At 50.9% G+C, this 21994-nt stretch carries 17 protein-coding genes and 1 pseudogene; 10 read left to right on the top strand and 8 right to left on the bottom strand.

The features are described 5' to 3' along the window. Positions 1-141: 141 nt before the first annotated feature. Positions 142-1353, bottom strand: coding sequence for a hypothetical protein (locus AC3CHX_RS03910; RefSeq protein WP_488642787.1), 1212 nt, complete (start codon positions 1351-1353; stop codon positions 142-144). 276 nt (positions 1354-1629) lie between these two features. On the opposite strand from AC3CHX_RS03910, the gene AC3CHX_RS03905 reads away from it, so the two are divergent. Beyond that, positions 1630-2730 carry a tyrosine-type recombinase/integrase gene (locus tag AC3CHX_RS03905; protein WP_488642786.1) on the top strand — a complete coding sequence of 367 codons (1101 nt, stop codon included), beginning with the start codon at positions 1630-1632 and terminating at the stop codon, positions 2728-2730. On the opposite strand, the gene AC3CHX_RS03900 is transcribed toward AC3CHX_RS03905, so the two are convergent. After that, positions 2712-4061 (bottom strand): IS4 family transposase, encoded by a 1350-nt coding sequence (locus AC3CHX_RS03900; protein WP_488630736.1) that lies wholly within the window; start codon positions 4059-4061, stop codon positions 2712-2714. The genes AC3CHX_RS03905 and AC3CHX_RS03900 overlap by 19 nt on opposite strands. Positions 4062-4432: 371 nt before the next feature. On the opposite strand from AC3CHX_RS03900, the gene AC3CHX_RS03895 reads away from it, so the two are divergent. The 6 genes from AC3CHX_RS03895 (at position 4433) to AC3CHX_RS03870 (ending at position 13413) form a co-directional block, all read left to right on the top strand. Beyond that, positions 4433-4735, top strand: a complete 303-nt coding sequence (locus AC3CHX_RS03895) for a hypothetical protein (protein WP_488642785.1) — start codon at positions 4433-4435, stop codon at positions 4733-4735. Positions 4736-5010: 275 nt separating this feature from the next. After that, complete coding sequence (locus tag AC3CHX_RS03890) at positions 5011-7899, top strand: hypothetical protein (RefSeq protein WP_488642784.1); 2889 nt, start codon at positions 5011-5013, stop codon at positions 7897-7899. Between the two features lie 177 nt (positions 7900-8076). Then, a complete protein-coding gene (locus tag AC3CHX_RS03885; RefSeq protein WP_488642783.1) occupies positions 8077-9081 on the top strand; it encodes an AAA family ATPase in 1005 nt (334 codons plus the stop codon). Between the two features lie 3 nt (positions 9082-9084). Then, positions 9085-11469 (top strand): S8 family peptidase, encoded by a 2385-nt coding sequence (locus AC3CHX_RS03880; RefSeq protein WP_488642782.1) that lies wholly within the window; start codon positions 9085-9087, stop codon positions 11467-11469. A 403-nt stretch (positions 11470-11872) separates the two neighbouring features. Next, positions 11873-12403, top strand: coding sequence for a hypothetical protein (locus tag AC3CHX_RS03875; protein WP_488642781.1), 531 nt, complete (start codon positions 11873-11875; stop codon positions 12401-12403). A gap of 188 nt (positions 12404-12591) precedes the next feature. Then, positions 12592-13413, top strand: coding sequence for a hypothetical protein (locus tag AC3CHX_RS03870; RefSeq protein WP_488642780.1), 822 nt, complete (start codon positions 12592-12594; stop codon positions 13411-13413). Here the strand turns inward: AC3CHX_RS03870 and AC3CHX_RS03865 are convergent. The 6 genes and pseudogenes from AC3CHX_RS03865 to AC3CHX_RS03840 form a co-directional block, all read right to left on the bottom strand. Next, positions 13406-13825, bottom strand: a pseudogene (locus tag AC3CHX_RS03865) (IS3 family transposase); the annotation flags it as partial. The gene AC3CHX_RS03870 and the pseudogene AC3CHX_RS03865 overlap by 8 nt on opposite strands. 106 nt (positions 13826-13931) lie before the next feature. Then, positions 13932-14684 carry an IS21-like element helper ATPase IstB gene (gene istB / locus AC3CHX_RS03860; RefSeq protein ID WP_488629775.1) on the bottom strand — a complete coding sequence of 251 codons (753 nt, stop codon included), beginning with the start codon at positions 14682-14684 and terminating at the stop codon, positions 13932-13934. A gap of 21 nt (positions 14685-14705) precedes the next feature. Further along, positions 14706-16262 carry an IS21 family transposase gene (gene istA / locus AC3CHX_RS03855; RefSeq protein WP_488629776.1) on the bottom strand — a complete coding sequence of 519 codons (1557 nt, stop codon included), beginning with the start codon at positions 16260-16262 and terminating at the stop codon, positions 14706-14708. 71 nt (positions 16263-16333) lie between these two features. Next, positions 16334-16882, bottom strand: a complete 549-nt coding sequence (locus AC3CHX_RS03850) for an IS3 family transposase (RefSeq protein ID WP_488642779.1) — start codon at positions 16880-16882, stop codon at positions 16334-16336. A 64-nt stretch (positions 16883-16946) separates the two neighbouring features. After that, a protein-coding gene (locus tag AC3CHX_RS03845) for an IS3 family transposase (protein ID WP_488644718.1) occupies positions 16947-18421 on the bottom strand; the annotation gives its coding sequence in 2 pieces (ribosomal slippage) (positions 16947-17990 and positions 17993-18421; 1473 coding nt in all). Between the two features lie 150 nt (positions 18422-18571). After that, positions 18572-18868 (bottom strand): transposase, encoded by a 297-nt coding sequence (locus AC3CHX_RS03840; RefSeq protein WP_488642778.1) that lies wholly within the window; start codon positions 18866-18868, stop codon positions 18572-18574. A 17-nt stretch (positions 18869-18885) separates the two neighbouring features. Between AC3CHX_RS03840 and AC3CHX_RS03835 the strand changes: the two genes are divergently transcribed. The 3 genes from AC3CHX_RS03835 to AC3CHX_RS03825 all read left to right on the top strand — a co-directional run bounded on the left by AC3CHX_RS03835 (position 18886) and on the right by AC3CHX_RS03825 (position 21905). After that, complete coding sequence (locus AC3CHX_RS03835; protein ID WP_488642777.1) at positions 18886-19686, top strand: AAA family ATPase; 801 nt, start codon at positions 18886-18888, stop codon at positions 19684-19686. Continuing rightward, entirely contained in the window at positions 19686-20828 is a 1143-nt protein-coding gene (locus AC3CHX_RS03830; protein WP_488642776.1) for an HNH endonuclease, read from the top strand. Before AC3CHX_RS03835 ends, AC3CHX_RS03830 begins: the two co-directional genes overlap by 1 nt. A 195-nt stretch (positions 20829-21023) precedes the next feature. Further along, positions 21024-21905 (top strand): PIN domain-containing protein, encoded by an 882-nt coding sequence (locus AC3CHX_RS03825; protein ID WP_488642775.1) that lies wholly within the window; start codon positions 21024-21026, stop codon positions 21903-21905. Positions 21906-21994: the final 89 nt, after the last annotated feature.

The raw sequence follows: 21994 nt of genomic DNA, 5'->3' as shown, positions 1-21994 counted from the left end.
CCGCCTTCGCTCGAAACAGAGGCCAGCTACGACGAGGAATATGATCGCACGGGACTAAACAGCTAGCTACTGGACCTAAATGTGAATATCTTTGACCAATGTGATAGCTTGTTCCGACAGGTCATACAATGCAGTTGGAGATTACTCATGAAGAAATTCAGGTTGCGATAACTTCGCCGGACGGCAGAACACCAATCCCAGTGAAGTATGACCTATCGGATGATCATCGTTGTATTTTCTGAGCTGTATCGTCTCGAGTGGCGGGATGTCTCGCTTAACACTATTCGACCATTTTCTACTTGGCTTCTTCAGCAAATCCCTCATCTCATTCTTCAACTCCCGAAGCTTAAGGGCCACGCGTAAGTTGTGCGCATTCACCTGCGTCTTGATTGCCACTCTTAGCGTGTTCAAAGCAACGCGAGAAGGCCAAGGGATTGTATCAATGAGCTGAGCATCGGACGGCTCAACCGTGACCGTTACTTTAGCAATTTTGATCAACTCGGTTAATTCTTCTTCGAGTGACCGCTGCGAGTCTGGGTAGGCAATGAAGTCCTGCGTCAATTTCACATACCGAATTGGCAAACCTAACCGATCACTTGTGTCCGCCCAAACACAGCTAATCGCCCAAAGAGGTAACGTACAGCGCCGGTTGGTAATGAATTTTTGGGGCAAGTCACCCGCTTCACCAGCAGCGGCATTGACATTTGTGACGTCATCAATCGTAAACAATTGGCAATTAAAAAAGCCGGTGGCGACTTCGTAGGCCCAGAGTATCGCTAGAATATTTGTTGGTTTATCGTCATCTGGTTGTCGGTTGAAGCAAGTCAGATGAAGATTTAATTGGCAACGATCGATCAGGCTGCGCTTGGTAGTACGCGACCTCCCCTTGCCATGCACGCCCTCTTTTTGTAGCCACTTGAAAAAGCTGGCTCTCTTCCCGATACGCGGTCCGAAGAAAGTATCCATCGTAAGCAAATCGAATAGCCGACTCGTTGAAAGATTGGTTAATTGCAATAGTTGAGCTATTGCATTCAGATATCTTTTGTCGGGCTGAACCTGTGGCCTCCCTCTTTTCAGCTTTCCTGCTGATAACGACCATCGCTTGAGGTAGTTGCCCACCGAGCGCTCACTCATCACCACTCCCGTTAAGCTCTCGATAAGTGCTTTGATACCAGAGGTGCTTTGTCGCTGGAGCTTGGCGGGGAGAGCTTTAGATGGTATTTCATTAATCTTTTTTAAGACTAATTTTTCCTGTTCTGGCGAAAGCAAACGCTTCTCCCCTTCCGCTCTGCCACGCCGTTCTCCTGGCTTACGCCCCCCTTTAGGGGTATTTTCCTCAGCTTCTATTTTCATTTAATGGACAGAAATTGTCATTTTTAATTGCATATTAATTAGATAGATTTTTCATTATAAATCCAAACGCCTTGGGCATATCCTTGACGCAACTTATTGCCCATTGGCAGAACTGCTGTAATTTTATCTAATCATTTAAAAACAAGCACTTACAAAGTGTTTTGTGGTCATAAAACAGTCTTCTATTTCCCGTTTTCCATGCGTATGATCCGTTCATGCCAGACGTGTCATGGCTCGATTTTTGAAGAAAACTGATAGAAAAATAATAGGATTCGAATGGCTATTTATGAAAACAATGATCTGCTTTTGATGGAGCCTACTGCAAGTCTCTTTCAAAAATGCAAGCTCAAATTAAGACCAGGACGCAAGCAGACAGAGGCGCGGTATAAGCCTTTGCCCGGTTTGGTGCTTTTGGTTTATGCAAAGTCGCCCGAATCAAGCTTGGCTGAGACAGGTTCTGCCGTCTGGGCTCAGAGATACACGAACGCAATTACAAAAACTAAGAATGTAATAACTCTTGGTGACGCTCGGGCCATGCCATTCCATGAAGTTGCCGCGAAAGCGTATGCGATCACACAAAAACTGGCAAACGGCATTGATCCGCGCGGCTCTATGATGACAGCCAATAGTTTCTTTTATAACATTTATCTTAAGAAAGCCGAAAAAGATAAGAAGTCATGGAAGGACGATGAATATCGGTTTAAAAAATACTTCGAGAATGTGATCGGCGGAGTCGAACTCGGCAGCGTTACGCGGCAGTTGTTGCAGCGTATAACCGACCAACTCCCTACTCGTTTTGCTGCTGGAAGCGTTTACCAAATCGAAGCGCTGAAGAAAAGCATTTTTACATGTGCCGAGCGGCTGGAATATATAGATCGCAGCCCAGCTCGGAATATTAAGCTAATTAAACCGGTAAATGAATGCAAAAGGGTCTTGAGTGATGATGAGTTGTCAGCACTGAAAATAGCGCTTGAAGCCGGGCCTGAGTGGCTAAAACTGCTGGTGCTTTTACTGCTGGCCACAGGCTGTCGTGTTGGTGAATTACTATCAGCACGGTATGTCGATTTGGAACTTGCACGAAAGATACTGCACCTTCCGCAAACAAAAAGTGGGCGCCCCCAAACAGTCAATCTTACCGCCATGGCTATGACAGTGATTGCTCGGCTTTCCGAAATCCGTACTAGTGAATATTTGTTTGCCGGTCGCTTTGGAGGGCATTTAGCGCGCCCCGGAAAAGCGATGATGAAGGTGGTAGCAGCGGCGGGATTGCAAGGCGTTTCTTTCCATACGCTCAGACGTACATACGCTACGCGGGCAAGTGAAGCAGGCGTTGGTTTACTGGATTTAAAGGCACCTCGTTATACACAAGTCTGCTGAGCGACATTTCTGCGTAGCGCACGCATTGTCTTGACCGCCACGTGAACATCCTTCAAACCCAGCCAGATTGTCTTGACGCCGGGCTCGCCGTCACCTTTGCGGGCAAGGAAGCCACCCAGGCATGCGATCTGGCGCACGACGTCATTCAGCCGCGGCTTCTCCGGCGGTACCTTGTTGCGCAGCAGGTAAGCCGCCTGGATCTCGTCCGGATCGAAGAACAATTTCGCATCCAGGTCAGGGCACGTTCGCCCCAGCCGCATCAGATGGGCGATTCGCCATGCCACCACCAGATACAGCGCGAGCGCGCGCTCGATGCGTTCGATCGCGCCAAGCTGGAGTGCCTCGACACGGCACGCATTCTTCAGCACATCGAACAGGATTTCAATTTCCCATCTGCAGCGATACCAATTGATGAGTTCAACAACAGCTTCGACCGTTTCTGCATCGCGGTTAGTGAGCAAACGCCATTCGATCGGTTTGACGTCGGCCGGCGCGTCGATCTCGCGCGCAATGATGCAGGTAGCGCTGACCGTCTTGCCTTTTCCGGCCGGCAGTTCGACGCGACGTGCCCACAGTTGCTGACGGACCGTACGTGCCTTCACGCCGTGCCGCGCCGACATCGCAAACTCGATTTGTCCCAGCGCTTCCCCGATGCAGGTGTGTGCCCACAAGGTGTCCCCGTCCGGCAGGCAGCGGTTGTGCTTGGCGCGTACCAGCCAATCGGCCGGCGTCCCCAATTGCAGCGCACGTGCCATCAAAGGCATCATGTCCGCTTCGCGGTCGGCCACGTACACCAAGCGGGTGGCGGGCAATTGCGGCGCCAGTTCGGCCAGCCGTTCGTAACCCTCGACCCAGCGCAGGCTTTCCTTCGGTCCGCCGCGCTTTCCAGAAGCATCTTTTTTTTCACGCGCCCACATCCAGGCGTCGAGAATGCCCAGCGGCTCGCGCTCGGTCGTGACGGCATAGGTCGGGTGCAGGTACATGCCGCGCTGCGCCTCATAGCTCAGCGGGCCAAGGCCACGGGCCGACTGGCCATTGAAGTCAAGTTCGGTACTATCCTGAAGGCACAACACCACCGGCTGCGCTCTCATCCGCTCCTGCGTCTGCTGCCAGTGCGGCTCCAGAATCTCGCGCCAGTCAACGGCTGCATTGTCAAAAAAGCGATATGCCCCCATCGTCTCGCCCCAGCCATTGCAGGCTTTGGGCACGCTCGCCGTCGGCTCGGCTGCCAGTCGCTCCATCAATATCCTCGCTCGCTTGTTCAGGCGCGCATCGCCCAGGTCGAGTTGTTCAAATTCTGTCTCTGTCCAGGGTGTCGGTGCGATAGCCAATTCGTTCACTCAAAAGACGAGAGTAAACCTGAAACGGCGCCAGTTTACAAGGGCTGCGGCAAGTCATTGAAAGTTAACGAGATTTTTGTGTCTGGTCAGAGAAGTGTCAGACTTGTGTATAACGAGGTGATTTAAAGGCCATGTTGCGTCACCAAAGTACCGGCATGACGGCACGCTATGTCGTTCAGTCCGACCTGCACATGCACCAACAATGTGAAAAGGTGAGCCAAATCTTGATGTCATTCACGGCACCTGGGTTGGTGGCGTGACCTTGATGACGTCAATACGCGCTCCCCCGCCAACTTGTGGGCACATCTTTAAATATTTTAGTTTCGTTTCTTTTTTATTAATATTTTTGTATTGGATTTGATATGGCTATGTATGTTCGTGCAGTGAAACTCCCGAATAAAGATCTGGTTTCAGTTGAGGCCATTGCAGGCGTGAAACGCTTTGAGAATGGTATTGGCCTCTTGGACTTTCGTAACAAGATGATCGGGTGGTTAGACGTAATTGATAAAACCCAGAGCGATACGGTGATGGATATATTCGACAAGATCATCAATGACCGCCGCCGTGCGAATCAACCCGACTGGAGCTTCATCGGGAGTGAAGCCCCAAAGCTTGTCGGCGTCAGTGAATCAATCGAGGCTACCAAGCTTATCAAAGCCAAATAGCCGCAAAGGCTTGCGCACCGTCGCAGGCCTCGTGCTGATGTGGCTATGACCCGATAGAGGGTCAGGCCTTTCTTCGAGAAAAATGACCGAGTGTCTGGCTCGGTCATTTTTTTCGCCTAAATTTCATATTAATTACCAATAAAACATGATTATTGATCTAAATGTGTCTGTTAGACGTCTGTATTTACGGCCATCGGCCCTCTTTGCTTTGTCGCTACCCGCTCTGGACAGTACCTATCTGTCCAGTGTCATTATGTGCGTAGGGGAGTGTAAACATGCAAATTGACACTACGCTCCCCACCTCGATTGTTAGTAGTAAAACAAGTGATGGCAAAAAACCCAAAACGATCAAGCAGCAAGGTCATGAGCAGTTTCTTCGTTGTCTGCATGACCGCTTTAAAAATCTGATTCCTACTTCCGATCATGATGAAAATGATGGTGACGGCGCTGGCTCTCATTTATCACCACTTGATGCAATCAAAGCGGATAACAACTTAATGCTGGCCTCGTATAAGACTGATATGGCAAAAACTCTTGCCAGATTTAATACAAATATAGCTTCGCTGTCTATCGCAGGTATTGGAGGCGATGCCCAACCGCAACGGGGACTTGGTCCGACCGTGTATATCGGCTTTGACGCCGAGTGGGAATACCTCTCTCCTGGGAAAAATCGACTATTAAGCGTGCAATTTCAATTGGTGGGTCCGGGGTATGAATGGCTGCCGAAGGTGATTCACTTCCGTGGCCAAAATGCTCAAGAGCGCCCTCGACTGGCTGACGCTCTCTATGAATTATTGGAAGAGGCGTTGGATCTGGGTGTGATCGAAGACTGGCCGGGCGACGTTTTTTTGGTCGGTTTTTTTACACGTGGTGATATCACTGTCTTTTCCGATTTTAGGAAAATGCGTCCGCAATTGGATGGTGTCGGCGGAACTATGGCGAGTGTCAAAGGCGATCTGGATCTTGAATTGCCCATGAAGCCGGAGCGCGTGGATCAACTGAAATGGAATTATTCGTACGTAGTTGGTGACACGTACGATCCCAAGCATCTTTCCCTCAGATTAATCGATGCTAGCCGCCTTGCACCGGTCGGATATTCACTAAAAGATATCGGTACGCTTCTTGGTCTGGAAAAGGTTGAAATTCCCTTTCCCTATTCCATTGAAAGGATGTCGGAATTCCAGCGTAAGGATGTTAAGGGGTTTGAAGAATACGGCTTGATCGATGCCAAGATTGCCGTCGAATACGTCCTATTTGTTTTGTGGATGTCCAAGACTCAACTTGGCTTGGATGGCCTGTCTGCCACCGCCGGAGGGCTGGCCGTAAAAATGGCAGAGCTTTGCATGCGCAAGGATGGTGCCGATGTCGATCAGGCGTTGAATTTTAAAAACGTCAGTGGCATTACTAAATATAGTAAAGAGGGGAAGCGTTACACGCAAAAAGCGATACGCTGTCCGACCGATGCCAGGAGGTGGTGTGGCGATTTTCTTGCCGATACATATTTAGGTGGGCGAAACGAGTGCTTTATCTTTGGTGGCACGGCCGTCAGCCGCTTTTACGATCATGATCTGGCTGGCGCTTATGTGACGGGTTTGGCGTATATGAAGGCGCTCGACTATAGTCGGGTAAAACTAACCACCGATTTAAATGACTACATTGGTCACGTTGCTGGCTTTGCGCAAGCCGAGTTCTCTTTTCCGGAAGAGACAAGGTTTCCTTGTATGCCTGTGTCTGCTGAAAATCGCGGCATTTATTTTCCGTTAAACGGTGTCAGCCTCTGTACCGCGCCGGAAATTGAACTTGCGGTGAAGATGGGCTGTACTGTCAAGATTTTGTACGGTTTGGTGATCCCCTGGAAGAAGCGTTCCGATCTCTTCGCATTGCCGGATGGTCAAGATGATGAAGAGGGTTACAGGCCATTTTTAAGTTTTACACGCGCCATCCGACGCTTACGTAAGAAGTTTCCAAAAAAAACACTGCTCAATGAGTTTGTAAAACTCATTGGCAATTCGCTCTATGGCAAGACGGGTCAAGGGCTCAAGCAGAAAAAAGCGTTTGGTGTACGTGAACTCGATAGTGTTCTGATAGGGCCGTCGCGGATAACTGACCCCGCCTGTGCTTCATTGGTATGTGGATTCGTCCGTGCGGTATTGGGTGAACTATTATGGAAAATGCCTGAAACTGCGACCGTTGTTTCTGTGACTACAGATGGCTTTTTGGTGGATTTGCCCTTGAAAGATTTGGATTTGAGTGGTGATATTTGCCAGAGATTTATAGAAATCTGCGAGATGGTCACTCCTGGATCAGCGATGCTGGAATGCAAACATCAAGTGCAACAAATCGTTGCCATGCGGATTCGTGGTCAGTTGACGGGGGAGCGTGATGGTGATCATCCGATAGTGTTGGCAAAGACAAGTGTCAAGCCGCCTCGCGGCACACGTGATCCTAATACCTATATGATCGACCTGTTCTTGAATAGGCTGCCTGGGCAAAAAACAAGCCAATCCTCGATGATTTCCATGCGTGATCAAATCCTTAAAGGATACGACATACAAATGCAGGAAAGTGAGGTGACGCTTAACCTTGAATTCGACTTCAAGCGCTGCCCCATCAATCCACGTATGCAGATAATTCGAGGGGTATCACATCTGGCGTTTGACACAAAACCTTGGAAACACGCCGATGATGGGGTATTGGCAAGAACGATTTTCGATGACTGGCGCAGAACCGGTTGCCTCAAGACGATGGCGGATTGGGATAGCTGGCAAGCTCGTTATCAATTGAGCATCGGCAATAAGAAGCGTGGTGAAAAGAATAAAAATTTGGCTCAACCGTCGGGAAGTGATGATGGTGTTCGCGGTGGAGGCGGTCGTGTCAATCGCACCAAGGATGGTTACGTTGGCGTTGCCCGCAGGACGTTCTTAGCAGCCTACGTTCGCCAATCTTGGGGTCTAACTCGTGAGATGACTGGCCCAAAACTCGCGTCGTGGCTCACCGGGTTGGGTTACAAAACGACGGTGAATGACGTCAAAAATGCTGGTCGCAGCGTGTTGAACGAAAATGTAGTGCCTAGTTGTGAAGCTGTCACAATTTTCTTGCAGTTGATGAAAGATCGCTTTCCCGCTTTGGAGGTGGCAAAGTTTATTTTTGCAGGGGAAATATAACAAGCTAGCATCATAATTTTTATAGTTTAAAATCAACAACTTACACTGCATTTCATCAAAGATGAGTCAGGGTTAAATGCTAGCATAAAGTTGAAAATTCGCACATAATATTGCGGTTATAACAGCAGGCGTACATGTATCCTTAATGTTGAAGCCACCGCTGAGAAGCGAAACACGATGAACGGTAAAATTTTAAGACAATTGATCAAAGCAGGCGCAACTGGCGACTCTGCGGTATTTCGTCGTGCCTCAGAAGCAATTATCGAAAGCGAACGCCAGAAGCAGCACCATTTGCTTGCCAATGATCTTGAGCAAATTCTGTATGGAGAGCATCTTCAACAAGCTCCTAAAAATTCCAATCGCTTGATACCCAATGCACCAGTTGACAAAGAGCGCGGCTTGCCGCTACTTGATATCAAGCAGCCGCAACGCGCGCTGGAAGAAATTATCCTGCCGACATTAAGCGTAGTGGCCCTTGAAGAATTGCTGGAAGAACATCGACGTGCTGATGTGCTGCGCAGCTACGGCATGAAGGCATCCGGCAAAGTGATATTTTATGGCCCTCCAGGATGCGGTAAAACGTTGGCCGCCGAGGTGATCGCGTTTGAGCTTGATCGACCGTTAGCTATTGTGCGACTAGATGCACTGGTTTCTTCTTTTCTAGGCGAAACGGCAGCAAACTTGCGCAAAGTCTTCGATTTTATCGCCGAGCATCCAATGGTGGTGTTGTTTGACGAATTTGACGCAATCGGCAAAGAACGCGGAGATAGCGGCGAACACGGTGAGCTGCGCCGCGTCGTTAATGCCGTTTTACAGATGATGGACGCATATCAGGGGAAAAGTCTGATCTTGGCTGCGACTAATCACGAACAGATCTTGGACACTGCCATCTGGCGGCGGTTCGACGAAACCATTGAGTTTCCTCTCCCTGACACCGAGCAGGTTGGTCAACTGCTCCAACTCAAACTACGGGGTATTCGCCGCCAGTTCGAGCTGGACGATAACGCGCTGATATCCTGTTTTGCTAAGAAAAGCGGCTCTGACATTGAACGCGTCGCACGCAGAGCTATTAAGCGCATGATTCTGCGTAGTCAGGAATTTCTCACCATCAAAGATTTGAAAAATGCGCTCGCAAGAGAAAATCAACGTGCAACTAATTTACATCCAACTTCGCTGGATTGATCAATGCCGAGCACCTTCAAACACCTGACTATCAAAAGAGACGTTTTAGAAAACCCAAGAAGAACGAAACAACCGCCAAGATTTACCAAGCGAGATGATCTTCGCGCCCACGGGCAAAAACTCAATGCTTATTTTGAGCGGGCAACACAAATTGCCAGAACGCAAATAGCGTCAAGTGAGGGCAATTATGTTTTTAAACTGCGTTATGACGGTGCATTGACATTCGAAAATCTTCAAGTACATGGCGTTGAATTCATAAGCCAAGAAGATAAGCAGGTTTGCGTCGTTTTCGCCGATGAAAAAGGCTTGGCGATATTTGCAGATCATCTCGCCCGACTTGGTTTAAATGACTCAGACATCACCTACAAGCAAATACTAGAGGCCTTAGAAGGGATAGACAATTGGACGCCGGCAGACCGGACTAGCTGGGCGGTTGAACATAAAGGCTACCCTGACACAGATATTTTTAAATTAGATGTAGAGCTTTGGCCTGTAAAGAACGCGCGTCACCCTGAGCGCAATCAACTCTGCGATTCGTTTGAGCGCTGGCTTACAGAACAAAAGATCACGCGACTTGACAAAGTGAACCTGGATAGTTTGCTCATGTATCGCGTTCATGTATCACGTAAACAGGCAGATCTCTTGCTTAACCATAGAGATGTGCGCTTGGTTGACCTGCCTCCCTCCACCGGCCTAAGCTACCATCAGCTTAACCGCGATATCAACACAATACCCCTTAATATTCCTTCACCTAAAGTCGATGCGGCCAAAATATGCATTCTGGATAGTGGTATAAATACCAATCATCCGTTGCTAAAGTCGTCGATTGCCGAGAGTGCTTCTTTTATTGCAGGACAAGATGAATCCGATCAACACGGTCATGGCACTGCGGTTGCAGGTATTGCATTGTATGGCGACTTAGAAGCATGTAATGCAAGTAACTTCTGGCAGCCGGAGCTTTGGCTTTATAACGGAAAGGTACTTGATGCCAACGGTAATTTTGATGAATGCACTATAGAAAAAACACTCATCGAAGCGGTTCAATATTTCGCAGACCTAGGCTGTCGAATTTTTAATTTATCACTTGGTAATGAGAATGCGCCTTATGACGGTAGACACGTCCGTGGAATCGCCTATTTGCTAGACAAGCTAGCACGCCAATTCGACATTCTATTGATCGTTTCAGCCGGAAACTTCAACGGCAGCCAGGAGAAGCTTGTTCCTAAAGAAAGTTGGCGCGACGAATACCCCGAATATCTACTAAGTAGTGAAAGCGTGATTATCGATCCCGCGCCTGCGCTGAATGTACTCACTATTGGCAGTCTGGCGCGTCATAACGCAACGAAAGAAGCGCAATATCGACCCGATGACATATCGCAACTTTCGCCAGCCACAGAGAACCAACCATCACCTTTTACGCGGCATGGCCCATCGGTAAAAGGTGCATTAAAGCCTGATTTGGTTGCCCACGGAGGTAATTTGGCTTCACCAATGCGATTTGAAGGTAAACAATGGCAACCTACCGATACCCATTTAGGAGTATTGACATGCAATCACGGATTTGTCGGTAATACCCTATTTTCTGAATTATCTGGAACTAGTTTTGCGGCGCCCTACATCACCCACTTGGCGGGACGGTTATTAAACGAATATCCAAACGCATCAGCAAACCTTTTACGCGCCATGTTGGTAAACCACGCAAACTTACCTCATGAGACCGCAGCAGCGTTTCCAGAAGAAATGCAAAATACTTACAAAAAGGCAACAGCAACCCTAAATCGGGAGATTGCACGAGATGTTGCCGGTTACGGCAGGATTGATGAAGATGCTCTGTATCGCTCTAGCGAAAATGTCGTGGTGCTTATGGTAGAAGATCTAATTGAGAACGATTCACATCAATTTTTTGAGTTGCCGCTGCCACCAGAATACTTACGTTCACAGGTTGCGACGCGTGAGCTTAGAGTCAGTTTAGCCTCCTCCCCCGAAGTCCGCACGACACGTTTGGATTACCTCGCTACGCGCATCAGCTACCGGCTGGTAAAAGGGTCATCGATTCAAGAAGTACAAAAACATTTTAACCACGACACACAGGCCGATACAAAGACGCGCAACGATGATGCGGCCGATAATCGTTGCATTACCGCTCAACTGCGAGACAAAGGCACAGTCCAGTCATCCATTTGGCGATTTCGCAGCCGCAAACCGAGTGAAAAGTGGTTTGTTGTAGTCACCCGTCAAGATCGAGATTGGGGCAAAGTCGTGGCCCTTGAGCAGGAGCCTTATGCGTTAGTTGTCACTGTAGTCGATCGTGACAACCAACGAGCCCAATTGTATACACAGATTCGTGAGCGGATTCAAGAACAAGAGCGTATCCGTAGTAGGGCATGATAGATCTTGGAGGGGTAACGACCGTGTGGGGCTTTCATTTTAAATTGAGGCGGGTGACTCCCGCCTTCATTGCACGTGCGCCAAGCTCGGTATTTGCATCCGTACGTTCCGACATTGAACCGCATGCCACGATTTTTTCGAGGTGTCCATTTGTTAAAATAGAGAGACAGAGACAAGAGCAAGCGGTTCACTTAACCGGTGGATAAACGCTGTTGATTTGCTTCAAGCCCCGCATGGCCACTGGCTTTGCGGGTCTTCTTCATCTAAATTCGCAAGCCATAAGGAAAAAACGGCCACAAACCCTTATAGGATGCGGCCGCTGGCGAATTCCTCAACCAATTAAGTAAACCCCTTGAGACAAGAGCCGTTATTTTTTTGTGAAATTTTGATAGGAAGAGACACTTTGGATACTGATGAATATAGTAACTTTTTAAACGAATTCATGAATGAATCCGACCGCGCATCGGTCATCCTTGGCGCTGCTCAGATTGATGAATTGCTAACGGATATTTTTAAGGCTCGGCTCATTGAGCCAAGTGCTGACCTTTTCAAATTTAATGGCCCACTAGGAACCTTTAGCGCAAAAATTCATATGGCCCACGCGGTGGGCGTAATTGATAAGTCATTTGCAAACAAGATCCATTTGATGCGTGGTATTCGCAATGAATGCGCTCATAATATTGAGAGAGTCGATCTCGATAACGGTCCCATGTCACAACGAGTGGACGAGTTAGCAAAATCATTCTCCGATACGGAGTTCTGGTCCACAAACTTACAGGAAGCTGGTCAGATTTATAGCAAGAAAGGCCGCGCATTAATCCTGCGATTTGCTATTGCGCTGCTTGTCGCAAACCTTGCCACAATCAAGGATAGAATTAAATCCATTGACGGCGGAGCTGCTTTTGGAATCTTCTCGCCCACCGGAAAGAAATGAATTAGATTATTGCGTTAAATGCCATATCTCTGACGCTGAGGCAGATCGAAGGTTTGCCAGTTCAAGGGGCTACCAAACACCAAATCAACTTGCAGGGGACTTTGTACCGTAGACTCACAGTTGACTTCGGAATAAATTGAGTAGCAGACCAGCATCAGCAAGACCGAAGGTGTCAATAAAAGGAAATAATGCCTCTAGTATTCAAAAAAGCTAGTTCGTCAAAATTTGGCGGCATCGAAAAGAATACCGTCTATCTAATTATTGATAATTGGGACGATTTTAGCTTCAAAACAACGTTCAATGCGACTGTGTATGACACGTCTGGCAAAGAACATAAAATCGGCCAAATCAAAATTGGCTATGTTGGACAATCACATGGCTGGACTGGAAACGCGCTGCCAGACGTATTTCCAAGTTTAGGCCCAGGCTACTTTTCGCTTGGTCAGGACGTAGAGTATTACCGTAATTTACAAACCCTTTCCCCCGAACTTCGGAGGGAGTTCCTCGAAGCATTGTCCGATGTTGTATTTGACAAACGTAATTTAGATATTGCGGAACAGGAGCAAGTCTTTAAAGAGTCGATGTTGAGAGGAGTCAATTACTCGACAATTTCAGAACAGTTCAAACAAGTTCTCGAAGGCAGAGCTGTTTTGACTGAGTTTCATTTTGGATTTAAAACAGAAGCTACTATAGATCGAGCCGGATTTGATCTCACATTCGATGTCATTCCGAATGTTAAACCTTCCACAAACATCCACGTATTAATTGGGAGGAACGGCATTGGGAAAACCACTTTATTAAATGGGATGATCGAGTCGCTTGTCGGTGAACATCCGTTAAGGGAGGGAACTGGGCAATTTTTGGATACTGCACTGAAGCGTCCCCGGACAATAGAAAAGGGGTATTTCAGCGGCGTCGTATCTGTTTCTTTTAGCGCTTTTGACCCCTTTACCCCACCACTTGATCAGGATGGCGACGCTACCGCGCTTCGCTATGCGGTGGTCAAGTAATTTCGGACACAACAATAGGTTCTCTTGCTGCCATTTTCCGCTCGTAGGCGGCGGGCGGCAGATTGCCCAATACTGAATTCAATCGCTCGGTGTTGTAGAAGCCGACGATGTACGCAGTGATGTCTTTCCTTGCTTCGGCGTGGTTGGCATACTGACGCTGCCAGACGCGCTCCATCTTGAGATTTAAGAAGAAGCGTTCCGCGACGGCGTTATCCCAACAATTTCCTTTGCGACTCATGCTACAAACAAAGCCATGTTCGTCGAGAAGGTCCTGGTACAACTCGCTTGCATATTGACTGCCACGGTCAGAATGGACGATCAGCCCGCGGGCTGGCCGCCGCTGCTGAATCGCCATGTTCAGAGCAGCACAGACTAGTTCAGCAGGCATGCTCGGGGCCATGGCCCAGCCGACTGCGTATTCCACGGAAACTGGACACCCAAACCGCCGCAAACTGGACAGGCATTCCACGCCAAACTGGACACTTCGGGCGTAACGACGCGGGGTCGAGCTTGAGGTTTTACTCCTGATCAGGTGAGCTTGTCAAACGAGCACGCTTTTTACGCAGCGAATCCCCATTCAAATTGATCTGGTGGGCGTTGTGGACGAGCCGGTCGAGGATGGCGTCGGCCAGCGTGGCGTCACCGATGGCGGCATGCCAGTGATCGATCGGAAGTTGGCTGGTCACCACGGTCGAACGTGCGCCGTGCCGGTCGTCTAGCACCTCCAGCAGATCGCGGCGGTGCGTGTCGTTGAGGACAGCGAGTCCCCAGTCATCGATCACGATCACATCGATCCTTGCCAATTGCTTGAGCAGCTTGCCGTAGCGGCCGTCGGCGCGCCCGATGCTTAACTCGTCGAGCAGACGCGGCAGGCGAACGTAGTAGGCGCTGTAGCCCTGCCGGCAAGCCTGGTGGGCCAAGGCGCAGGCTAGCCAGGTCTTGCCGACGCCGGTCTTCCCGGTGAACAGCACATTCTGCTTCTCGCGCAGCCACTGCCCAGCCAGCAGCCGCTGGTAGAGCATCTTGTCCAAGCCGCGTGCATGGCGGAAGTCGGTGTCCTCGGCAGCCGTGTTCGGCTTGAGCTTGGCGCGCAGCAGGCGCTGGGCCAGCAGGCGGCCATCGCGGTCGGTCGTTTCGCGGTCGACCAGCAGGCCAAGGCGTTCCTCGAAACCGAGGTGGTCAAGGTCCAACGCGCTCTGTTCGGCCAGGGCACGGGCCATGCCAAAGAGCTTGAGCTGGTTCAGTTTCTCGTGGGTGGGGTGGTTCAGCATTGTCGTCCTCGGGTGGGTGGTTTAGTGCAAACTGAGATTGGATTGGTAGTAGGCGGGGCCGCGCACATTCTCGTGCTCGGGCAGGTCGAGCGCGCGCTGGTAGTCGTCCGGCGCCTGCTGGTCCAGGCCGTGCTTGAGGATCGATTGCAGGCTCTTCCAGCTGACCGCGTTGTGCTTGAGGGCACGCGCGCAGGCCGCCTCCAGGCGCGTGCTGCCGAACTGCCGGCCCAACTGCAGCACACCCAGGCAACTGCGGAAGGCTTGCTGCGGATGGCGCCGCTGGTGCAGCAAGCGTTCGATCAGGGTTTCGGTACGCGGCCCGATGGCGACGGCCTGGTTGCGCAGGCTCTCTGCGCTCACGCCGGCCATCGCGCGGTGTGCCGGCGGCATGTGTTCATCGATCGTTGTGTGACGGCCTTTGACCGTGCTGCGCAGGTGGCTGCTCAGGCGCGCGCCGCGCCGGAAGATCTCGACTGTAGCGGCCGTGATGCGGACGTCGACCTCTTGACGTGCATGCTGGCAAGGCACCGAGTAGAAGTGGCCGTCGGCCTCGACGTGGTAGTCGACGCCAACGCGGGCCAGCTTCCATTCAGCGTACTCGTAGGCCTTGAGCGGCAAGGCGCGCAGGGCTGGCTGGTCCATATCGGCGAAGGCGCTTGCGCGGCTGCCGGGCAGCTTCTTGAACGGGCGCTGGTTCAGGTCGGCCAGCAACGTGCGCAGCATGCGGTTGAGCTCATTGAGACTGAAGAAGCGTTGATGGCGCAGGCGCGCCAGCACCCAGCGCTCGACCACGAGCACGCCGTTCTCGACCTTGGCCTTGTCCTTGGGCTTGCGGGCGCGCGCAGGCAGCACCGCCACGTCGTAGTGGGTGGCCAGGTCCTGGTAGGTCGGGTTGATGTCCGGCTCGTAGCGCGAAGCCTTGCTGACGCCGCTGCGCAGGTTGTCGGGTACCCACAGTTCGGTGGCGCCGCCGAAGAAATCGAGCGCCCGCACGTGGCTGCCGATCCAGTCCGGCAGTTGTTGCGACCAGGTCGCCTCGATGTAGGTGTAGTTCGACGCGCCCAGCACGGCCACGAAGATCTGCGCTTGCCGGATTTCGCCACTGTGCATCTCGGTGATTTCTACGGTCGGGCCGGCATAGTCGATGAATAGCCGCTCGCCCGGCGTGTGGGTCTGCCGCATCGATAGCGACAGATGTTGGCGCCAGCGCCGGTAGTGCTCGCAGAAGGCGCTGTACTGGAAGCCATCGGTCTGTTCTGCCTTGTATTCCTGCCACAGCAGGTCAAGGGTGACGCCCTTGCGGCGCAGGCCGGCATGGACCGCCGCCCAGTCTGGTGCGGGGCGCTGCACAGCCGACGGTTCGCTGGGCGGAAACAGCTGGCGTTCCAGCGCCGCATCGTCCAAGCCGGGCGGCAAAGGATAGGAAAGGCCCGCCAGTTTGGCGCGGGAGAGGTAGTCGGTGACGGTACTCGGCGAGGCGCCGATGATGCGGGCTATTTCCCGTTTGGAGCGGCTGTGCTCAAAGTACAGCCGAAGAACTTCAGTGATTTTACGCATGGATAACCTGTTGTTGGCCATAAGCCTTTCTCCGGCAAAAACTTGCCAGAGTGCCACAGTTATCCCGCGTCGCTACGCTCTTTCAGGCCGTTTCAAACTGTCCAGTTTGAAGCGGAATTGCTGTCCAGTTTGCGCTGGACCGGGTGGCCGGTTTGCCGTGGAATCGGTGATCGGTTTGCCGTGGAATGGGTGTCCAGTTTGCCGCGGAAAACGCAGCCGACCACTTTGCGTGCGAACAAGTCCAGCACGATGGCCAGATAAAGCCATCCAGAACCGGTACGGATGTAGGTAATGTCGGTCACGTACGCCATGTCCGGCGCGACAGGATTGAACTGCCGATTGAGGATGTTGGCAGCGACCGGCAAGTTGTGCTTGCTATCGGTGGTGTAGACGAATTTACGCTTCCACACGGGCTTTAGGGCAGCTTTGCGCATCAGACTGCGCACCTTGTGGCGTCCAACCTGGATACCTTGGTTCGCCATCGCGGTGACCATCCGACGGCTCCCATAGCTTTGATGGCTGGCCATGAAAGCAGCCTTTAGGTGGACGCTCGCTTTGCATAAAACCGGTTTAGCAGAACGACGCTGCGCCTCGTAATAGCCAGAACGGCTGACCGACAGAACGCGGCAACAGTGCTGCACAGGCGGAATGTGTCAATTGATTTGAAACACCAGTTTGAATGCGATGAGAGTCTAAATCTCAGTATCAAGCAGCGTTTTTCTCCCTGGTTGGTGGGTTAATCCAAGCGGCAGTGGGCAGTTTGTGTGGTTGCGGCAGCCGGCTCTTGAAACGATTTGGGTTGCGCTGAAACGCCACGCTTAGCGTGATCTGCCGTTGTTGGCGCACTTCTGCAGCGCGGCCCGTATGGACGTTCTCCGGCGTCATCATGCCGATCCCGGAGTGCCGGTGCTGGGTGTTATACCAGGCGAAGAACGGTACGCAGTGCGCTCTTGCATCGGCGATCGAACCAAAGCGTGACGGGAAACCGGGCTGATATTTCAAGGTCTTGAATTGCGCTTCCGAATAGGGGTTGTCGTCGGAGACATATGGCCGGCTGTGCGATTTGACGATTCCCAGATCGGCTAACAATGTGGCCACAGGCTTGGAACGCATGCTGCTGCCACGGTCGGCATGCAAGGTCAGCATGCCAGGCACGATACATTCTTTCGCGGCACTGTCGGCAATCAGTTGTTCGGCCAGTTCGGCGGTTTCCTGCTCGGCCACCATCCAGCCGACGACATACCGGCTGAAGATGTCGAGGATGACATACAGGTGGAAGCAGGTGCCCCTGACTGGCCCCTTCAATTTTGTAATGTCCCAGCTCCACACCTGGTTCGGCGTCACAGCCAACAACTCCGGCTTGGTGTATTCCGGATGCCTGAGCTGATTGCGTCGTTCGCGCACGGCGGTACAGCCTTGCAATAGGCGGTACATGGTCCTTACCGATGCCAGGTAGCACCCTTCGTCGAGCAACTGGGCATACACGGCAGCTGGCGCACAATTGACGAAGCGCGGGCTATTGAGCGCGTTGAGTACGGCCTGCCGCTCATCGCCAGACAGAGCCAACGGCGGGCGCCGTGCTGGCGCCGGGATGGTCAGTGCGGACGATGGCGGCATCATCCTGGCACGCCGCGCCAGGCGTTCGCGATAGACCGCACTGCGTGGCAGATGCAAGGCGCGGCAGGCGTGGGCCAAACCAACGTCGGCGGACAAGCTGATGGCTGCATTCATCACTTGGGCTCGCTGGGCGCGTCGGCCGTGGTCAGGCCTAACAGAATGGAAAGTTTTTTTTGGACGTCGATGATGAGGTCTGCCTTGGCCAGCTTGTTGCGCAAGCGTTCATTCTCACGCGTCAGTTCAAGCACCAGACGGGCCTCTGCCGCGCCCGGTTTGATTTTTGGGCCGCGCTTGCGCTCGACGAGAAGTGCCTGTTCCGCGGCGTCGCGCTGCTTGCGCCAGGTCGCCAGATGCGACGAGTAGATGCCTTCCCGGCGCAACAGCGCGCCAATGTCGCCAACTGCGACGCAAGCGTCAGCGGCGATGAGAATGCGCTGCTTCTCGGCCTTGGAAAAGGAGCGCCGTTTCGCCGTTGCCACGACTTCGGGATTGGGCCGCGCCGCGCCGGAAGAAGCCTCTTCAGTCGCCCTGCGGGCTCCTTGCGTGGCTTCTTCCGGCGCAATGGCGTCTGCTATGTTGATAATCTGCTGCTTTCGGTTTTGCATATTGGGAACCTACCGTTGTACTCTAAATTAATTGGGTAGGTGTCTCAAGTTATATTGGCACGGGGGGAGGGAAGGCCTTCTCTTGCAGTTGACGAATGAGTTGATAGCTCATTTCAGTTCGCGGGCAAAGAAGGCCGATGCTTTTTTTAAAATATCTACATCCTGGCGAAGTTGGCGATTCTCGAGTTCCAATTGTCGTATGCGTTGTTGCTCTGACGTGAGCGGCAAACCAATCCCTGCCTGGCCGTTCTGCTCGGCGCTGTACTGCGTAACCCAACGACGGATCGCCGTCGGACCAATGTTCATACTTTCGCTGACATGCTGGACGCTCAGGCCCTGTTCTTTGATCATGCGCACGACTTCCAGCTTCAGACTCGTGTCGAACTTCTTGCGTTGCTTTGCCATGTACTTTTCCTCAGTTGATGGATTATCCACCTATTGAGGTGTCCGGCAAAATTAGACCACAGCACTATTCGTATATCGGGCTTAAAAAGGTTTGTGTCAAAGATGAGAAACGCGATAGCGAGCATAAGGATTTAGAAGCATTAAGCGATGATTTTGTACCAAGCTTAGTTAGCTGTTTTGGACTGTCCGCCAAAAGAGAGAGATGGAAAAATGCGATCCAATTTTTGGAATCTGATCTGAACTTCTCTGAGATGGATCTTGGCAGACTTCTGCAGGTCGAGAACCAAGAGGATCTTAAGCAGCGCGCAAAAAATACGTTTTTAAAGATGAGTTCTGGACACGCAATTGTCCTACTTACTATAACCAAGCTTGTCGAAAGAGCCGACGAAAAAACCTTAATTATCATAGACGAGCCTGAAAGTCACCTCCATCCCCCATTACTGTCGGCGTTCACGCGCGCGCTTGCAGATCTTCTGAACAAGACAAATGGGATCGCCATCATTGCTACGCATTCTCCAGTGGTGCTGCAAGAAGTTCCGAAAAGCTGTGTATGGAAGTTGTATCGCACTAGATTGGATGCTTCGCGAGAACGACCTGAAATGGAAACGTTTGCGGAAAACGTGGGCATTCTCACCCGCGAGGTTTTTAGCCTTGAGGTCAACGCATCTGGCTTTCATGATCTCCTGTCGAAATCTGTGAGCGAGGGAAAAAGCTATGAGGAGGTTTTGGCCGAATATAGCGGTCAAGTCGGATTTGAGGGAAAGGCAATATTGCGGGCTCTCATTTCAAACAGAAGCAGATCGCAGGACCGTGTCTAATGCGAAGAATTAACAAGCCAACTTATGAAGCTAATATTGTTTTTAGCATGTGCGTCGAGAGCATCGGGAGTATAGATTTAAAAAATAGGCTAAAAGCAATTTCGTTAGATATATATGCGGCGGCAGAGGAGTACGACGCAAAGGCAAAGAAGTCCGAGCTGTTTATTATCCCTCCGTATAAGGGAGAAGACGAAACCATTGTTTTGGGCAAGGTATCGAAGGGTGAACTTAGAGCACTCTATACCTCCCAGATGGTCGGAAAGTCAAAGCCTGCCCGTATGATCTATGAAACCTTACGCAGTCTTTCAGCTAACAAACTATGCCCGTTGTGTGGCTTTGGACATGTAAAGACACTCGACCACTATCTCCCGAAATCTAAATTCCCGCTGTATTCCGTCTTGCCGCATAACTTGATACCTGCGTGCAGAGACTGCAACACTGAGAAATTGGCTTCGATGGCGAACACGGCAGGAGCGCAGTCTATTCATCCGTACTATGATGCTGAGCACTTTTTTTCCGAGCAATGGCTCTTTGCAAAAGTACTGAGTACTTCACCTGCCACGGTAGATTTTTACGTCGAGGCACCTATCGGTTGGGATAACGTGTCTAAGGAGCGCGTTGCTTCGCACTTTAAAGATTTTAAGCTAGCCGATCGATTTTCGATTCAAGTTGCTACCGAACTTGCGGCAATTCGTAATTACCTTTCAAATTTTTCGGACGAGGTGTCTCGCCAACAGCACCTAAGAGATACGGCGAAAAGTTATTGTGAAATTCACAAAAATTCCTGGCAAACCGCGTTGACCCAAGCATTAGCCAATAGCGAATGGTACTGTCAGGTAGGTTTTAAAGCAGAAAATTCGACGTCAGTTGACCATTCTTACATGCGTCTCCCTGGCCCATATATGGGTACGGATCCATATTGCAAAAAGTGCGAACGGAAACCGGCTTTTAGTCTTGATGGCGTTCCAGTTTGTGAATTCCATGTTAAACCAGACGTGGACGAACGTGATATTCCATCTTATAAGGCCACTATTTCTTTGGGGTCATCATGTTGTTATGACGGCTGCGATGAGATGCCAACTAAAATTTTCGAAGGTGAGCTTTACTGCCGCCAGCACATAGCTAGAAGTTCCGGAAATTAAACAGGATAAGTGAAGGTCAACATTAGGGTCGCTGTCGATCGAACAAGTCAGTCTCTGGTCGCAGTCCGGTAACCACGATTGAGAAAGTGTGATTTTCAGATGGCGTAGAAAATTTCATACTTGCAGAGTAATCCTTAATACGCGGCGTGTAGAGTCCTGGCCAAACAACAAACTGATGGTGCTGGTTAAACAGAAATGGACAATGCAATTTTTTCTGCCATTCGCTCGGACTCTCTAGCGACGCTACGTCCTTTGATCGAGCGCGTCGAGATTCTAAAGATTTTCGCGCCTATCTTCCAGCTCACAATCGTTGTCGATGCCAATATTGTGTTGAAAGATATTCTGTGGGCCGTACGCAAACGAGTGAGAGCTGAAGCAAGGTCTGAGTTCGTCGAATTACTTCACTCCCAAACGGTCATCGCAGTGGCGCCAACGTTCTTACTTGAGGAAATCCAAAAGAAGATTCCTGAGATCGCGGCAATGCATAAGATTTCAGCAGTCGAGCTGGAAAAACACTGGGAAAGTTTTCGTGCATTTATCAAATTCATCGATACTGGCGGCCCAGATCCCGCATTCATCGACCCAAAGGACGCGCCCTACATCAAGTTGCAGCGTCAAACTGGGCACTTAATCTACTCCCACGACCCACATATCACACGCATGGGAGGCGCGGTTATTAAGCCAGCGGTGATGACAACTCTGCGATTTTATGCGCGTCATGTCGCTGTGGAATACACAGTCAAGGTAGGCGGCATTGGTACACTTGTGGTGACGTTTCAAACGATGCGACTCGTAGGGCGGTTTGCGAAGACAATATTTAAAGGCGTGAAGAAGATCCCTAGCTATGTTTGGCTTATTTTGGTTGGAATCGCCATCTTGGCCCTGCTACATGAGCCGACGCGCGATCGTCTTGAACGGATGATCTCGAAATTGGGTGACCGACCACGCACACTAGGCTACAAACTTCTTGGCCATTTAGGCGAGATACATAGCGCGCACGAAAAAGCTAAGGCGGAAGCGCAGAGGCAATTGCTTACAGCAACCAATGAATTGCCTCAGGCAATGATGCCAGAGTAGACGTGCGGGGGGCGAATTCCTCGCTCCGTTTCTGGTCACAGTCCGGTATGTTTTACGAGTGTCTGGTCATATATCTGGTCTAGTTTTCG

The organism is Glaciimonas sp. OK215, assembly GCF_057787885.1.
Note: the sequence above shows the minus strand (reverse complement) of the source record. Positions and strands in the feature narration are given on the sequence as shown.

Coding starts and splice junctions, on each gene's coding strand:
- AC3CHX_RS03885 (WP_488642783.1), top strand. CDS start 8,077: ATGAACGGTAAAATTTTAAGACAATTGATCAAAGCAGGCGCAACTGGC.
- AC3CHX_RS03835 (WP_488642777.1), top strand. CDS start 18,886: ATGGATTATCCACCTATTGAGGTGTCCGGCAAAATTAGACCACAGCAC.
- AC3CHX_RS03825 (WP_488642775.1), top strand. CDS start 21,024: ATGGACAATGCAATTTTTTCTGCCATTCGCTCGGACTCTCTAGCGACG.
- AC3CHX_RS03910 (WP_488642787.1), bottom strand. CDS start 1,353: ATGAAAATAGAAGCTGAGGAAAATACCCCTAAAGGGGGGCGTAAGCCA.
- AC3CHX_RS03890 (WP_488642784.1), top strand. CDS start 5,011: ATGCAAATTGACACTACGCTCCCCACCTCGATTGTTAGTAGTAAAACA.
- AC3CHX_RS03870 (WP_488642780.1), top strand. CDS start 12,592: ATGCCTCTAGTATTCAAAAAAGCTAGTTCGTCAAAATTTGGCGGCATC.
- AC3CHX_RS03830 (WP_488642776.1), top strand. CDS start 19,686: ATGCGAAGAATTAACAAGCCAACTTATGAAGCTAATATTGTTTTTAGC.
- istB (WP_488629775.1), bottom strand. CDS start 14,684: ATGCTGAACCACCCCACCCACGAGAAACTGAACCAGCTCAAGCTCTTT.
- AC3CHX_RS03880 (WP_488642782.1), top strand. CDS start 9,085: ATGCCGAGCACCTTCAAACACCTGACTATCAAAAGAGACGTTTTAGAA.
- AC3CHX_RS03895 (WP_488642785.1), top strand. CDS start 4,433: ATGGCTATGTATGTTCGTGCAGTGAAACTCCCGAATAAAGATCTGGTT.
- AC3CHX_RS03905 (WP_488642786.1), top strand. CDS start 1,630: ATGGCTATTTATGAAAACAATGATCTGCTTTTGATGGAGCCTACTGCA.
- istA (WP_488629776.1), bottom strand. CDS start 16,262: ATGGCCAACAACAGGTTATCCATGCGTAAAATCACTGAAGTTCTTCGG.
- AC3CHX_RS03840 (WP_488642778.1), bottom strand. CDS start 18,868: ATGGCAAAGCAACGCAAGAAGTTCGACACGAGTCTGAAGCTGGAAGTC.